At 65.8% G+C, this 13,263-nt stretch carries 12 protein-coding genes and 1 pseudogene; 2 read left to right on the top strand and 11 right to left on the bottom strand.

From position 1 onward, the window contains the following. Nucleotides 1–95: 95 nt before the first annotated feature. Entirely contained in the window at nucleotides 96–362 is a 267-nt protein-coding gene (locus DTW89_RS16455; protein ID WP_114656721.1) for a ParD-like family protein, read from the top strand. Continuing rightward, a complete protein-coding gene (gene map / locus DTW89_RS16450) occupies nucleotides 362–1,162 on the top strand; it encodes a type I methionyl aminopeptidase (protein ID WP_114656720.1) in 801 nt (266 codons plus the stop codon). The genes DTW89_RS16455 and map overlap by 1 nt, the downstream gene beginning before the upstream one ends. A 97-nt stretch (nucleotides 1,163–1,259) precedes the next feature. Here map and DTW89_RS16445 read toward each other — a convergent pair whose 3' ends face one another. The 11 genes and pseudogenes from DTW89_RS16445 to DTW89_RS19790 form a co-directional block, all read right to left on the bottom strand. Beyond that, nucleotides 1,260–1,973: an SDR family NAD(P)-dependent oxidoreductase gene (locus tag DTW89_RS16445; RefSeq protein WP_114656719.1), complete on the bottom strand. Its 714-nt coding sequence runs from the start codon at nucleotides 1,971–1,973 to the stop codon at nucleotides 1,260–1,262. 45 nt (nucleotides 1,974–2,018) lie between these two features. Then, nucleotides 2,019–3,563: pseudogene (locus DTW89_RS16440) on the bottom strand (cryptochrome/photolyase family protein). Next, nucleotides 3,560–4,888: a DASH family cryptochrome gene (locus DTW89_RS16435; RefSeq protein ID WP_114656718.1), complete on the bottom strand. Its 1,329-nt coding sequence runs from the start codon at nucleotides 4,886–4,888 to the stop codon at nucleotides 3,560–3,562. Before DTW89_RS16435 ends, DTW89_RS16440 begins: the two are co-directional and overlap by 4 nt. After that, on the bottom strand, nucleotides 4,885–5,058 hold the full coding sequence (locus DTW89_RS16430) for a DUF2256 domain-containing protein (protein ID WP_114656717.1): 174 nt from the start codon (nucleotides 5,056–5,058) through the stop codon (nucleotides 4,885–4,887). The genes DTW89_RS16435 and DTW89_RS16430 overlap by 4 nt, the downstream gene beginning before the upstream one ends. Before the next feature lie 3 nt (nucleotides 5,059–5,061). Then, nucleotides 5,062–6,609 carry an FAD-binding domain-containing protein gene (locus DTW89_RS16425; protein ID WP_114656722.1) on the bottom strand — a complete coding sequence of 516 codons (1,548 nt, stop codon included), beginning with the start codon at nucleotides 6,607–6,609 and terminating at the stop codon, nucleotides 5,062–5,064. Between the two features lie 22 nt (nucleotides 6,610–6,631). Next, a complete protein-coding gene (locus tag DTW89_RS16420; RefSeq protein ID WP_114656716.1) occupies nucleotides 6,632–7,654 on the bottom strand; it encodes an NAD(P)/FAD-dependent oxidoreductase in 1,023 nt (340 codons plus the stop codon). Further along, on the bottom strand, nucleotides 7,651–8,217 hold the full coding sequence (locus DTW89_RS16415) for a lipocalin family protein (protein ID WP_114656715.1): 567 nt from the start codon (nucleotides 8,215–8,217) through the stop codon (nucleotides 7,651–7,653). The genes DTW89_RS16420 and DTW89_RS16415 overlap by 4 nt, the downstream gene beginning before the upstream one ends. Before the next feature lie 163 nt (nucleotides 8,218–8,380). Continuing rightward, on the bottom strand, nucleotides 8,381–9,244 hold the full coding sequence (locus DTW89_RS16410; protein WP_114656714.1) for an alpha/beta fold hydrolase: 864 nt from the start codon (nucleotides 9,242–9,244) through the stop codon (nucleotides 8,381–8,383). Nucleotides 9,245–9,631: 387 nt separating this feature from the next. Next, nucleotides 9,632–11,815, bottom strand: coding sequence for a 3-hydroxybutyrate oligomer hydrolase family protein (locus DTW89_RS16405; protein WP_114656713.1), 2,184 nt, complete (start codon nucleotides 11,813–11,815; stop codon nucleotides 9,632–9,634). A 33-nt stretch (nucleotides 11,816–11,848) separates the two neighbouring features. Further along, nucleotides 11,849–12,916, bottom strand: a complete 1,068-nt coding sequence (locus DTW89_RS16400) for a branched-chain amino acid ABC transporter permease (RefSeq protein ID WP_114656712.1) — start codon at nucleotides 12,914–12,916, stop codon at nucleotides 11,849–11,851. Between the two features lie 33 nt (nucleotides 12,917–12,949). Continuing rightward, the coding region (locus DTW89_RS19790; protein WP_236637178.1) for a hypothetical protein at nucleotides 12,950–13,263 on the bottom strand (314 nt) is incomplete at its 5' end.

Genomic DNA, 13,263 nt, shown 5'->3' with positions numbered 1-13,263 from the left:
GCCCTGCCCCCCCTTGCGATGCGAAGTCTGCATTGCCCCAGCAAGAATAAGCAAAACATATACAATTAACATACGTTTTACATATTTTTTAGACCATGGGCATCGTCAAAATTTCCGATCAAATGCACGAGAACCTGCGCTTGGCCAGTAACGCATTGAGCCGTTCCATCAACTCCCAGGCCGAGCATTGGATGCGTGTCGGCATGCTGGCCGAGATGTACCCCGACCTGGACCACCGCGAGATTTGCCAGATGCTGGTGCGCGCCGAGCTGGCCGGTGGCCTTGATGTAGCACTGGCTGCGAGGGGCGAGCTGGACAAGGTGGCAACCACGGCCCCCGCCCGCGCAGGAAAGCAGCACTGATGGCGCGCACACATCGCGGGGTGCCGATTCGCTCGGCCGATGAATTGGTGAAGGCGCGCCAAGCGGCGCAGTTGGCCGCCGAAGTGCTTGCCATGATCGAGCCGCATGTGGTGCCAGGCGTGACCACCGAGGCGCTGGATCAGTTGTGCCATGACCACATCGTCAACGTGCAAGGCGCACGGCCTGCCAACGTGGGCTACCTGGGCTACCCCAAGACGGTGCTCACCTCGGTGAACCATGTCGTGTGCCACGGCATCCCGTCGCCCCAGCAGACGCTGAAAAAGGGCGACATCGTGAACATTGATGTGGCGGTGGAAAAAGACGGCTGGTACGGCGACACCAGCCGCATGTTCTGCGTGGGCACGCCCAGCACGCTGGCACAGCGGCTGGTGCACACCACGTACGAAGCGCTGTGCGCAGGCATTCGCGAAGTGAAGCCCGGCGCCACGCTGGGCGATGTGGGCCACGCCATTGCCGCCGTAGCGCACCGCGAGAACTTTAGCGTGGTGCGCGAATACTGCGGCCACGGCATTGGCACCGTGTACCACGACGAACCGCAGGTGCTGCACTACGGAAGGCGCGGCCAGGGCCTGCGGCTGGAGGCAGGCATGGTCTTCACCATCGAGCCCATGCTCAACGCAGGCCAGCGCGAAACCAAAGAGCTGGCCGATGGCTGGACGGTGGTGACGCAGGACCGGTCACTGTCTGCCCAGTGGGAACACATGGTGGCCGTGACCGACAGCGGCTACGAGGTGCTCACCGCCTGGCCAGGCGGCACCGGCGTCTACCCTCCCATTTGATCGAACTCACTGGCGCAGGCATTCAAGGCAAATCGGCCGCCAGCGCTTGATGGGAGCGCGCCGGCCATATCAAAAAGATAGCAAACCGCGGCATTGCTCACCAGGGCAGTGGCTCGCCGCTGTAGGCGTGAAAGCTGCCGGTTTGCTCCGCTGGCAGCCCGTCAAGCACCCGCAGCATGTCCCCCGCCGCATCGGCGGCTGGTCGTCCTATTTCTGCCCCGTTGAACGGAGCCGACAGCGCCGAGTTGACGGTGCCGGGGTGCAGCGCCACCAGCACGGCCTGCGGGTGGGTGCGGGCCACTTCAATCGACGCCGTTTTGAGCAGCATGTTGAGTGCGGCCTTGGATGCACGGTAGCTGTACCAGCCGCCCAGGCGGTTGTCGCCAATACTGCCAACCTTGGCCGAGAGCACGGCCAGCAGGCTGCGCCCTTGCCGGGGCGGTAGCGGCGCAAAGTGGGCCAGCACCAGCGCGGGGCCGAAGGTGTTGGTGAGGAAGGTGGCTTCCATCTGCGCGTAGTTCATTTGGGCCATGCGCTTTTCGGGCAGCCCATGGGTGCCGTGCAGCATGCCTGCGGCGTGGATGACGCAGTGCCACGGCCCCTGGGCTTTGAGGTGCTGGGCGGCCTGGGCAATGGTGGCTTCATCGTCCAGGTCCACTGCGGGCGTGGTGTGGCGGCCCAGGCCCACGGCCAGGGCGCAGCGCGGGTCGGCCTTCAGGTGGCCGAGCAAGGCGCCGCCGATGGCGCCGGTGGCACCAATGACGAGGGCGCGGTAGCCCTGGGGGAGTGACTGGAGGGACGGCGTGGACATGGGCGGGCGCTGGTGCGAGGGGTTGTGGGCGCTGGGTGCGGGCGGCTACAAAGTGTCCAGCCGCGTGCGCAGGTCGGCGGCGTGTTCACGCAGCGCATCCAGCTGCGGGCCCTGCATCTTCTGCAGCTGGCGGTACACCATGCCCAGGCGAAAGTTGTTGCCCAGCGTGCCCTCGTTGCGCGCAAAAAAGTCCCAGTACAGCGCGTTGTACGGGCAGGCCCGCTCACCCACTTTTTGCTTTTTGTCGTAGTGGCAGCCGCTGCAGTAGTCGCTCATGCGGTCGATATAGGCGGCGCTGCTCACATAGGGTTTAGTCGCCAGCAGGCCGCCGTCGGCAAACTGGCTCATGCCCACGGTGTTGGGCACCTCCACCCATTCAAAGGCGTCGATGTACACGCCCAGGTACCAGCGGTGCACGGCAGCGGGCTCCAGCCCCGCCAGCAGCACAAAGTTGCCGATGACCATGAGGCGCTGGATGTGGTGTGCGTATGCATCCTGAAGCGACTGGCCCACGGCGTGCTGCATGCAGCGCATTTTGGTCTCGCCCGTCCAGAACCATTCCGGCAGCGGCGTGTGGTGGCCCAAGGCGTTGCGCTTGTCGTAGCCGGGCATGTGGGCCCAGTAGATGCCGCGCACATATTCGCGCCAACCCAATATCTGGCGGATAAAGCCCTCCACCGCTGGCAAGGGCGCGGCGCCTGCGTGGTACGCAGCCGCGGCGCGCTGCACCACCTCGTGCGGGCGCAGCATTTTGGTGTTGAGCGCGAACGACAGCAGCGAATGGAACAGCCGCGCGCTCTTGGTGTTCATGGCGTCTTCATACGCGCCAAAGTCGGGCAGCGTGGTGGTGATGAAATGATCGAGCCACACCAGCGCCTCGGCCCGGTTCAGCGGCCAGCGCAGCGCGTGGGCCTGCGGGTTGCCAAAGCTTTGCACGCCCGCGGCCTGGATGGTGGCCCACAGGGCGCTGTGATCGTGCGTGGGGCGGGCGTCGGGCGGCAATGCCGGTGTGCCGGGCCAGGGTTTGCGGTTGTCGTGGTCGTAGTTCCACTGCCCGCCTTCGGGCTCGCCCGCCTCGTCGATCAGCACACTGTGGCGCTGGCGCATGTGGCGGTAGAAGTGCTCCATGAGCCACTGCTTGCGGCCCTTGAACACCTCAGCCATTTCGGTGCGCGTGGTGTAGAAGTGCTCGCTGCTGACGGCCTGCACGGCAAACGTCTGCTCCGCGCCCCAGGTGCGCAGTTGCTCGTCCAGCCGCCATTCGTCGGGGTGCTGGTATTGCAGCGTCTGCGCGCCGTAGTGGGCCATGAGGGCGGCCAGGTTGGCGGGGATGGACTGGCGGTTGCTGGCGTCGTCAATCGTCACATAGCGCACGCGGTGCCCGGCCTCGCGCAGGTGGCGGGCCAGGTCGCGCATGGCGGCAAAGATGGCGAGGACTTTTTGCGCGTGGTGCAGCACTTAGTCAGTCTCTTGCCGCACTTCCATCAGCACATAGACCACGCCGTCGTCCTGCGTGGCAAACCAGCTGTGCTGGGGATTGAGCTGATCGCCCAGCAGCAGGCGCAGGGTGTGCGCGCGTGGAGTGTTCATGCCGTGCCCCACATCCGGCGGTAAGTACCGTCGGCATCATGGTCGTGCGCCTGCTTGGTGGCATTGAAGCGGCGGCCACCACGCGGGTCGGTGCCGCGCCCGGCGATGTAAAGCCAGTTGCCCTGGTTGCTGTACACGTCATAGTCCACCAGCTGCGATTCAAACCACGCGGCGCCCGCGCGCCAGTCGCCGCACAGGTCGTGGATGAGGTAGCTGGCCACCACCTGGCGCAGGCGGTTGCTCAGATACCCGGTGGTGGCCAGCTCGCGCATGGCGGCATCGACCAGCGGTTCGCCCGTGCGGCCCTGGCACCAGCGCTCAAAGCCCTGGTGGTTGTGCGGGGCCTGGGGCAGCTGTGAAAGCCCACGAGCCCCATACAGCGCCGGCCCGTATTGCAGGTGCATCAGCCGAAAGTAGTCGCGCCACAGCAGCTCGAACCACAGCCAGTAGGTGCCGTCGTTGGCTCCGTGCTCGCGTTCAAACGCTTTCAGGCCGGCAAACACCTGCCGGGCCGAGAGCGCGCCGCTAGCCAGCCAGGGCGAGAACTTGCTGGAGTAATGCAACCCCGTAAGTCCATTGCGCGTGGCCTTGTAGCTGTGGGGCAGCTTGCGCGCCAGGTACTGCGCCAAATGGGCGAGTGCGGCGGTTTCGCCACCGTTGCAGGCGGATGTGCCGTAGGGAAAGGACGAGCGTGGGTCACACCCGGCTGCGTTATTGGGAACAGCGGTATCGGCGCCCTGCCCTGCACACGCAGGCACGGCGCCCGCCGCCAGCATCACATCGGGCGGCACCATCGGGGGCGGCAACAACGATGTGGGCGGGGGCAAAGGCGCTGTGGGCATGATGCCCGCACGCTCCACCTTCTGACGAAACGTGGTGAACACGCCGGGAAGCTCTGCCGCAGGCCAGAGCATGTCCTCAGGCTGGAGCAGGCTGCTGTGCCACACAGCGCGCACCGGCAGCCCGGCGGCGCGCAGGGCGGCGACTTCGGCCTGCTCGTAGGGGGCGACAATGTCTTCGCACACCACGGCGCTCGCCCCGACGGCGTGGGCCAATGCGGGCAACACGGTGGCGGGCGGGGCATGGCACACCATGAGTGGATTGCCTTGCCCAGCCATGCGGGTGCCCAGGTCGCGCAGCGCGGCGGCTGCAAAGGCGCGGCGGTGCGGGCCCACGCGGGCAAAGCCCCAGGGCGTGGCTTCGTCTGCCCGGGGCAGACACACCACGGGCAGCAGGTGGGTGGCGCCGCTGGCCAGCGCTGCAGCCAGCGCGGGCTGGTCGTGCAGGCGCAGGTCGTTGCGAAACCAGAAAATCACCGTGTTCATGCCGCACCCTCACCGCCCGCGTCGCCACTGCGCTTGCGTTCGTTGCGGCAGCGGTCAGAGCAGTATTTCACCTCATTCCACACCTTCTCCCACTTTTTGCGCCAGGTGAAGGGCAGTCCGCAGTGCAGGCATTTTTTCTGCGGCAGGTCGTGCTTTTTGCGCATGCGCATGGGTCAGAAGTCCAAGGTTTGCTGCTGGGGGTGGGCCGTGGCTTTGCGGCGCGGGCCACTGTCGCGGTGCACGCGCGAGCCGTGCTTTTGCACGATGGCGGCTTTGGCCGCACGCACGGGGGCCTGGGCGCGCAGGCCGTGCACGCGGGCCTTGGCAGCGCGGGTGGCTTGATCCAGGTCCACCAGCGGCTGGGCAATGTCGTGCCCCACGCGCACGCCGCAGCGCGCCTGCACGCCGGGCGGCATGCGCCAGGGCTCCAGCAACCAAGCGTCAGGTACGCGGCGCATTGCGGCAAGCCAGTGGCGAACAAAGTGGCCGTGCGGGTCGTGGTCTTGCGCCTGCTTGATGGGGTTGTACACGCGAGTGGTGTTGATGCCGGTGGTGCCCGCCTGCATTTGCATCTGGCTCCAGTGGATGCCGGGCTCGTAGTCCAGAAACTGCCGCGCCAGCCACTGGCCCACAGGGCGCCAGTGCAGCCACAGCGGGTACGACGCCACCGACACCAGCATGGCCCGCATGCGAAAGTTGACCCAGCCCGTCTCGCGCAGCATGGCCACGCAGGCATCCACCATGGGCCAGCCGGTGCGCCCGGCCACCAGGGCGGCAAAGTGGGCCTCGTTCCAGTCGCCCTCGCGCAGGCCGTTGTAGCCGCGGTGCAGGTTGTCAAACTCCAGCGCGGGTTCGGATTCGAGTTTCTGGATGAAGTGGCAGTGCCAGTGCATGCGGCTCATAAAGGCCGTGAGACCCTGGCGCTGCCAGCCCGCACCGGGCTCGGCGCTGCCCTGCAGTTGCTGCTGGCGCCGCTGGGTGGCCTGCACCACTTCGCGCATGCCAAGGCAACCCAGGGCAAGGTAGGGCGAAAGGCGCGAGCAGGCCGTGGGCGCCGTGAGGGGCGATGAAATACCTCCCCGGTAACCCCGGCTGCGATCATGCAAAAAGTCTTGCAGCACCTGCCAGCCGCGCAAGCGTCCGCCACGCTGGCGCAGGGGTGGATCGTGGATATCCAAGCCCGGCCATGCGCCTTCGGGCCAGGGCTCTGTGGGCCAGGGCAAGGCCCGCCCCGCCAGGCTGCCGGGTGCCGGCGCTGGCATCTGAGGCGCGTGCATGAAAGTCTGCCAGCGTTGGTGCCACACATCGCGCGTGGGCAGGCGGCGCACCACGCCGTGCTGGGCCCACTCACGCCAGGCTACGCCCTGGTTTGCGCACCAGCGGGCCACGGCCTTGTCGCGCGCATAGGTGTGGCCGTTGCCGGTTTCTTCATGCGAAGTGAGGGTGTGAAACGGGGCCAGCGCGTGCAGGCGGGCCAGCACCTCAGGCACCTCGCCCACGGCCACTTGCAACTCGGCTCCGCAGCGGCGCAGGTCTTGCGCCAGGTCGACAAGGCTCTCTTGCAAGAACCGAAAGTGCTGCAGCGCGGCGTCGGGCTGGGCCCACAGGCTGGGCTCGACCACATACAGGCAAAGCACGGGTCCGCGCTGCGCGGCCTGGGCCAGGGGTGCGTGGTCGTGCACCCGCAGGTCGCGCTTGAACCAGACAACGGTGTAGGCCATGGCGCGTGCCTTGTTCAGAGTGTCACGCAGCTTGCACCTGCTGTGCCAACGCACGGCCACTGAGCCAGGCGCCTTCGACCTTGCCGCCGTTGAGCCAATCTCCGCACATGCCCAGACGCAGCGATGCGTCCCACCAACTACCCATCGTCAGCGCGAGCTCGGTGTCGGCATAGCGCCAGCGATGGGCCGTGGCGGCCAACGGTGCGGGGCCGCCCAATGCGACAAAAGCGGCGATCAATGCAGCGGTGACTGCATCAGCGTCATCTTCCATGTGCGCATCGCTCCACTCGGGGCTGGCGTGCAGCAGCCAGGTCTCGGGGCCAGTGCGACCGGGTTTGCTGCTGTCACGGGCCACCCAGCGCAGCGGGCCGGTGTTGATGAACACGCCCTCCCACGGCATGGCCAAAGGGGCTGCGTAGCGCATCATCACGGCCCAGCTGCCGCGCATGGGCGCGCTGGCGGCCACCGCTGCACCCGCTGGCGACACAGGCGCCAGCAACGGCGCGGCCTGCGGGGCAGGCACGGCCTGTACTACGGCGCCATACTGCTCGGGGTGCAAGCCCTGCTCTGCGGAGGTGATGGCCCAGCCATCCGTATGCCGATCCAGGCGCTGCACAGTGGTTTGCCATTGGGTGCGTGCCGATGCTCCGGCGCGCTCTCCCAGGTTCTGCACCAGCCACGCGGCGGGTGATGTCATGCGCGGTGTGCCCACAAAACGCTCCAGCGGCGTGTGCAGCGGGGCAAAGGCGCTGCCGTCAAAGCTGGCCAGGCGGGCATCCCACAAGTCGGCCACGCCGGCCTGCTGCCAGCGCGCCACCTCGGCGCGGAAAGCCGCGTCACGCGCGGTGAAGTACTGCGCGCCATGGTCGCACTGCCACGGGCCGTGGGCGTCTTCGGCGCGCCGTGTGCTCATACGGCCCGATGAGCCCCGGCTTTTGTCGAAAAGATGCACCGTGTGGCCCGCCTGCAGCAGCGCATGTGCGCACGACAAGCCCGAGAGGCCTGCGCCAATGACGGCGACGGGCCGGAGACCAGCGGCACTCATGGCTGCGGATCGGTGCGCTCGTGGGTCACCCAGATCAGTGACTGGGTGTCGATGCCCAAAGCACTGGCGCGTGCAACAAGCTGGGCACGCACGGAGGGCGCGAGCTGCTTGGTGCGCGACAAGATCCAGCAGTAGCTGCGGTCTGGCCCCACCACCAGGGCCCACTGGTAATCCGGATCCAGCGCGGCCACATGGTAGCCGCCGTAAAACGGGCCAAAGAACGACACCTTGAGCGAGGCCGTTTGCACATCGCCCGTAAACAGCGCCTTGCCCAGCGCCTGGCGCCAGTCTTTCTTGGCTGTGTCAAAGCCCCGATTGACCACACGCACACTGCCATCGGCCTGACGCTGGTACATGGCGCTCACGTCCGTCATGCCGCGTTCAAACGAGTGATCCAGGCGCGCCACCTCGTACCAACGCCCTTCGTAGCGGGCCAGGTCAAACGGAGTGACGGCGGAGATGCCGGAGGGCGGGCTGGTGGATGTGCAACCGCTGACGGCCAACAAAACCGTTGCAGAGAAGATCAGCGCGAGCCGACGAACCAAGGGGGAGGAAAACAGCATGTATTACCAATCAGTCGCAAAACAAACCAAATGGTAGCTCATTTGCAAAAATGGCCGTGATCATCAGCCCCCCGCTGTAGTAACCCGGCACACCCCCTCGGGGCGTGAAATGCGCCAGCTCGCCGCCCGATGCGCAGTTCTGGGCTGCCCCATGGTTGCGGACTCAGGTGTCCGACAAAAACCCGTCCACCAGCGCAAATTGCTCTGGCACATTCAGGGCGGGCGCATGGCCGCAACCCGGCACCTCGACCACCTGCAGCAGGCCGCGCATGCCGGGGCCTCGGGTGAGCATCTCTGCCGTGGTTTCGGGCAACACCAGATCTGACTGGGCGCCGCGCAGGCACAGCACAGGGATGTCGAGCGCGTCGTAGTGGTCCCAGATCAGGTAATCGTTGGCATGGTGCGTGAACTGCTGCACCATGGCCGGGTCGTAGTGCGGCGTCACGCGGCCATCGGGCAGGCGGCGGATGGAGGTTTCGGTCAACTGCCGCCACTGGGCATCGCTGAGCCAGCCATAAGGCTGGTACACCTGCCGAAAAAATGCCTCCAACTCCATCACCGTGTCAAACGCAGGCGGCTGGCCCGCATAGGCCTTGATGCGCTCCAGCGCGGCATCGGCCAGGCGGGGGGCGTTGTCGTTAAGCAGCAGGCGCATGATGCGGCCCTTGAGCTGCGGCTCGAAAAGCCCCGACGCGCACACCGTGCCAATCGCGCCGCCCATAGAGGTACCAATCCAGTGCGCCATGTCGATACCCAGCTGATCGAACAGGTCGGCGGCAATGCGCGCATAAAACGACAGCCGGTATTCGTCCCTCGGCTCCCGCGCCCACTGGCTCAGGCCCCGACCAATGGTGTCGGGGCAGATCACGCGATAGCGGCTGCTCAAATGCCGCGCCAGCGCGTCCATGTCACGCCCGGTGCGCGCCAGCCCGTGCCAGGCGATCACCACGGGAGCCTCGGGCGCACCCCATTCGGTGCAATGAATTTCGTAACCGGCGCAGCGGATGTAGCGTGAGGAAGGAAGCATGGTGCTCAGCCTTTTGAAACAGAAACGGGGTGGCTGCGTGCCTATGCGGCTGGTTCTAATCAGACGCCAACAGCACCAAGGCCACCTGGGGCCGATCGCGTCAAGGAGCCACCTGCCTCACGCCCAGCTGGTGGGCATTGATCAGGCCTGTGAGCGTGTCGCGTGCAAAGGAGGCAACGCGCAAAATTTTATGCATCAACGCGTCAGCGCTAGCCCGCAGCATCGCCCACGGCGCCACTTGGACAATGACGTTCTCATCCGCCCGGATGGGCGGTGCAGTCCCCGCACCGGAATCAAGGGCCAAGGCTGCCAAGCAGATGGCGGCGCATCGCTTCCATCGTGTTGGCATCGCAGCAGACTCCAGTGCGGGGCGCGTGACACAGGCGCTCAGTTGGGAACGCTGAGCGACGTGCCGGCAAAGCCAATCTGGTTCGCAGCTGCAGGCGCCGCCACAAACGGCGGCACGTTGGCAGCCGTGATGGCCGGGGCAGCACCTGCCACACCGCCGCGCGGCGTGGTGCGCACCACCTGGCTCGCGGGCAAGGCGGCACCCGACTTCAGGTGGGCATACATCGCATCCATCGCCTGGTTGAAGTAGGGGTGCAAGGGCACAAAGCGGGTGTCAAAACCGCCGAACGGCAGAAAGGTGTCGAAATGCTGGCCGTTTGTCACCTCGATATAGCGCAGCTTGCTGGCGGCACCTTCCACCACCTTGTTGTAGGCGGCGTAGGCGCGCGAGTTGTTGTTCACCGGCACCAGGGCATCGCTGCGGCCGCTGACGATGATGGTGGGCTTGCCGCGCAGGTTGCCGTTCAGCACCACCTCGGCAATGCCCGCCCGCACCGCGTCGCTCTGTGCCTTGGTGGGTGTGGATGCGGCCGTCAGGCTCGCGCCGCTGACCGGGTCAGATCCCGTGACCAGCGCACGCTGGCACAAGGCGTTGTCCAGGCCAAAGTCCGCCACGCCGGTGGATGGCGACACGGCAAACTGCCACGCCTTCGCCCCGCCCACCGAGTCGTTGTAAACCACCGTCGCAGGTGTGCCGTTGGCGGTGCCATTGGCCGTGGCAAAGCTCTGCGCCAGCGTTGCAGGCGCCACCGCCACCGGCACGCCTGTGGCGTTCACCGCCGCAAAGCTGGTGTTGCACACATTGGCCTCGACGGGGAATCGCCCGTAGCTCACCGGGTACATGGCCGACAGAATGGGTCCGTTGCCCAGGGCATAGTGGGCGTTGTGCATCTGGTCGTTGTCGGGCGTCCAGCCATAAGCGCGCAATTTGTTCAGCGCATCCAGCGACCGCGCAGCCGTGTCGGCACCACTGACCAGCCCCTTGGCTGCGAGGCCATCGCAGCGTGCCGCGGCCCGCGCCGTCATGCCCACCAGCTGGATGTAGTTGAAGATGGACGTCTCGCTCATGGCCGCATCCGTGGCCAGCGCAGCGCAGGGCTGGTAGATGTTGCCGTAGGTCGTGAAGTCCGCCAGCGTCTTGCCGTAACCGGTGACGGCGGCGCCGCCAAACTGGATGCCATAGCCGCTGGTGGTTGGCATTTCAGTGACGGGCTCGGAGGCCACCACGCCATCAATCAGCCCACCGCTGTCTTTTTCGGCCGCACCCAGCGAAGCAGCACCGCCGTTGGATGCAGAGCCGGCAATCACGATGGTGTTTTCCGGCGTGAACGGCACCGGATTGGCGGCCGTGCCATAGCGGTCGTTCAGCACAAACATGGCATAGCGCCCGGCCGCCAGCGTGTCGTTGCCCCAGTCTTTTTCGGGGTTCTGCTGCGAGTGCACCTGCTTGATGGCCAGGCGGTTCGGGAACAGCGCGTTGTAGGCGGTGCGCGCTGCATCGGTGATGTTGGCGGCAAAGAAATTGAGGGAGCCTGCGGCCGTGCGGGTGGCGCGCGTGCCATCAATTTTGTGCACGGTGTCGTCCATCATGTCGTACAGGCCAACGCCCTTGCCGGCATCGGTCAGGGCCACGGCACAGCCCTTTTTCAGGCCCCACTCGCCGGCCGTGCCGATGGCGCCATACACCCCGCGCGATCCCGACGAGGCGCCCAGTACCACGCAGGGGTTGGCCTGGTTGAAGCTGTCGGGCACCTGCACCGCAATCACCGTCCGCTTGCGGCCCGAGCCGTCGTCGAGCACCGCCACGTATTCGCGGCCCGGAATCAGCCCCTCGCCGGTCGTGACTGCGCCTGCAGCCGTGACATTGGGGCCATACAGGCTGCCGTAGCCCCCATTGACTGAGTAATCCAGAATGCCGCGGTAGTTGGAATACAGCGCATTGCGGCGCAGCTCTGCCGCTGTGGGGTTGGCGGGATCGGCATAGGCCGGCGTGGCGGCGCCCAGCCCGGTTTTGCCGATGCCACCAGTCAGCAAGTCCTGCGTGGCGGTGGTGTCCCCTTTGCCCGCCGTTGTGGCCGGGTAGACCGTGGCGCTCACCGGTGTGATGCCGGCCGGAAGGTCATTGGTCGGGTTGGATGAGCCCCCGCATGCGGCCATCACAGCCCCTGCCAACGCAGTCATGGCCACCTTCAGGGCGCGGTTGTCGTGCAGATTCACTTTCATGTTGTCTCCTTTTTCACTGACACAAAAACGCGCTCAGGCTTGGGCGCGCACAGATCGCAGACGTCCAACGACGCCGGAGGGAAAGTAATAAACCGAAAGCACAAACAGCACGCCCAGCCACAGCAGCCAGCGGTCTGGCGAGAGCAGCGCCGACAGCCATGGCAGGCCAGTGGTGGCCTCATGCCCCAGGCGCAACAAATCTTGCAGGTAGCTTTGCGCCACCACAAACAGCACAGCACCAATGACCGAGCCGTAAATCGTGCCCATGCCGCCAATCACCACGATGAGCAGGCAATCCATCATGATTTCAAAGCTCAGTGAGGTGTCGGGCCCGTTGTAGCGCAGCCAGAGTGCCAGCATGGCACCCGCCAGCGTGGCAAACAGTGCCGACAGCACGCTCGATGTGGTGCGGTACACCACTACGCGGTAGCCAATCGCCTCGGTGCGGAACTCGTTTTCGCGGATGGCCTGCAGCACGCGGCCGAAGGGCGAATTGACGATGCGCAGCAGTGCCAGCACCAATACCACCGCCGTGACGAACAGCAGGTAGTAGCAGATGAGTCGACCGTCGAGGGTCACACCCAGGAACGGATCGTCAAACGGCTCAAAGCTGGGCGACAGCACCTCGGGCACCTTGAAGGTGAGGCCGTCCTCGCCGCCGGTGATGTCCGACAGCTGCGAGGCCAGCGTCTGGAACGCCGCCGCCACGGCCAGCGTGATCATGGCGAAGAAGATGGCCCGCACCCGCAGCGAAAACAGCCCCACCGCCAGCGACAGCAACAGCGACAACAGCAGCGCACCGCCAATACCCACGCCCAGCGCAGCCCAGGTGGGCCCCATGCGCGTGGTGGCCACAGCAATGCCGTAGGCACCAATGCCAAAGAACATGGTGTGCGCAAAACTCACGATGCCGGTGTAGCCCAGCAACAGATCGAAGCTGGCCACCAGCACCACGAAGACCAGCACCTTGGCCGCCACATTGAGCGCCTTGACGCCGGGAAACAGAAACGGAGCAAACGCCAGGCCCACAAAAATGGCCACGAGAATGCCCGCCAGCACCTTGCTGCGCGGGTAGTCGCCTGAGAGAAGTCGTTGGAACATGGATATGTTTCCGATATTCATGCTGTTCACGGATCACTGCGCCCGCAACTGGCGTGCACGAAGCCAGCGGCCGCCGTGCAAGGGCCGCCCCGCCGCACTTGCGGCGTCCCCCTTCCAGGGGGAAGGCGCGAAGCGACTTGTATCTTCCTTTCGACCATCGCGGTAAAGTTTGACGGCCTTTAAGGCAGCCAGACCGGTCCGTGCAGTTTGGTAGCGACTGGGGTTTTCAAGCCCGTCCCTGAGTACAGAACGCACGGCCACCGCGCTGGTCTTCATTGAGCCCGAACGGTTACGCGCGCCACCGTTGAGCGCGCATGTACAAGCATGGGAGTTGAAGATCATGTCTG

Origin of the sequence: Acidovorax sp. BoFeN1 (assembly GCF_003345135.1) — a bacterium.
GTDB lineage: Bacteria > Pseudomonadota > Gammaproteobacteria > Burkholderiales > Burkholderiaceae_C > Acidovorax > Acidovorax defluvii.
Note: the sequence above shows the minus strand (reverse complement) of the source record. Positions and strands in the feature narration are given on the sequence as shown.

Bases quoted from the DNA above. Each gene is read 5' to 3' on its own strand.
- DTW89_RS16455 (WP_114656721.1), top strand. From the start codon at position 96: ATGGGCATCGTCAAAATTTCCGATCAAATGCACGAGAACCTGCGCTTG.
- map (WP_114656720.1), top strand. From the start codon at position 362: ATGGCGCGCACACATCGCGGGGTGCCGATTCGCTCGGCCGATGAATTG.
- DTW89_RS16445 (WP_114656719.1), bottom strand. From the start codon at position 1,973: ATGTCCACGCCGTCCCTCCAGTCACTCCCCCAGGGCTACCGCGCCCTC.
- DTW89_RS16435 (WP_114656718.1), bottom strand. From the start codon at position 4,888: ATGAACACGGTGATTTTCTGGTTTCGCAACGACCTGCGCCTGCACGAC.
- DTW89_RS16430 (WP_114656717.1), bottom strand. From the start codon at position 5,058: ATGCGCATGCGCAAAAAGCACGACCTGCCGCAGAAAAAATGCCTGCAC.
- DTW89_RS16425 (WP_114656722.1), bottom strand. From the start codon at position 6,609: ATGGCCTACACCGTTGTCTGGTTCAAGCGCGACCTGCGGGTGCACGAC.
- DTW89_RS16420 (WP_114656716.1), bottom strand. From the start codon at position 7,654: ATGAGTGCCGCTGGTCTCCGGCCCGTCGCCGTCATTGGCGCAGGCCTC.
- DTW89_RS16415 (WP_114656715.1), bottom strand. From the start codon at position 8,217: ATGCTGTTTTCCTCCCCCTTGGTTCGTCGGCTCGCGCTGATCTTCTCT.
- DTW89_RS16410 (WP_114656714.1), bottom strand. From the start codon at position 9,244: ATGCTTCCTTCCTCACGCTACATCCGCTGCGCCGGTTACGAAATTCAT.
- DTW89_RS16405 (WP_114656713.1), bottom strand. From the start codon at position 11,815: ATGAAAGTGAATCTGCACGACAACCGCGCCCTGAAGGTGGCCATGACT.
- DTW89_RS16400 (WP_114656712.1), bottom strand. From the start codon at position 12,916: ATGTTCCAACGACTTCTCTCAGGCGACTACCCGCGCAGCAAGGTGCTG.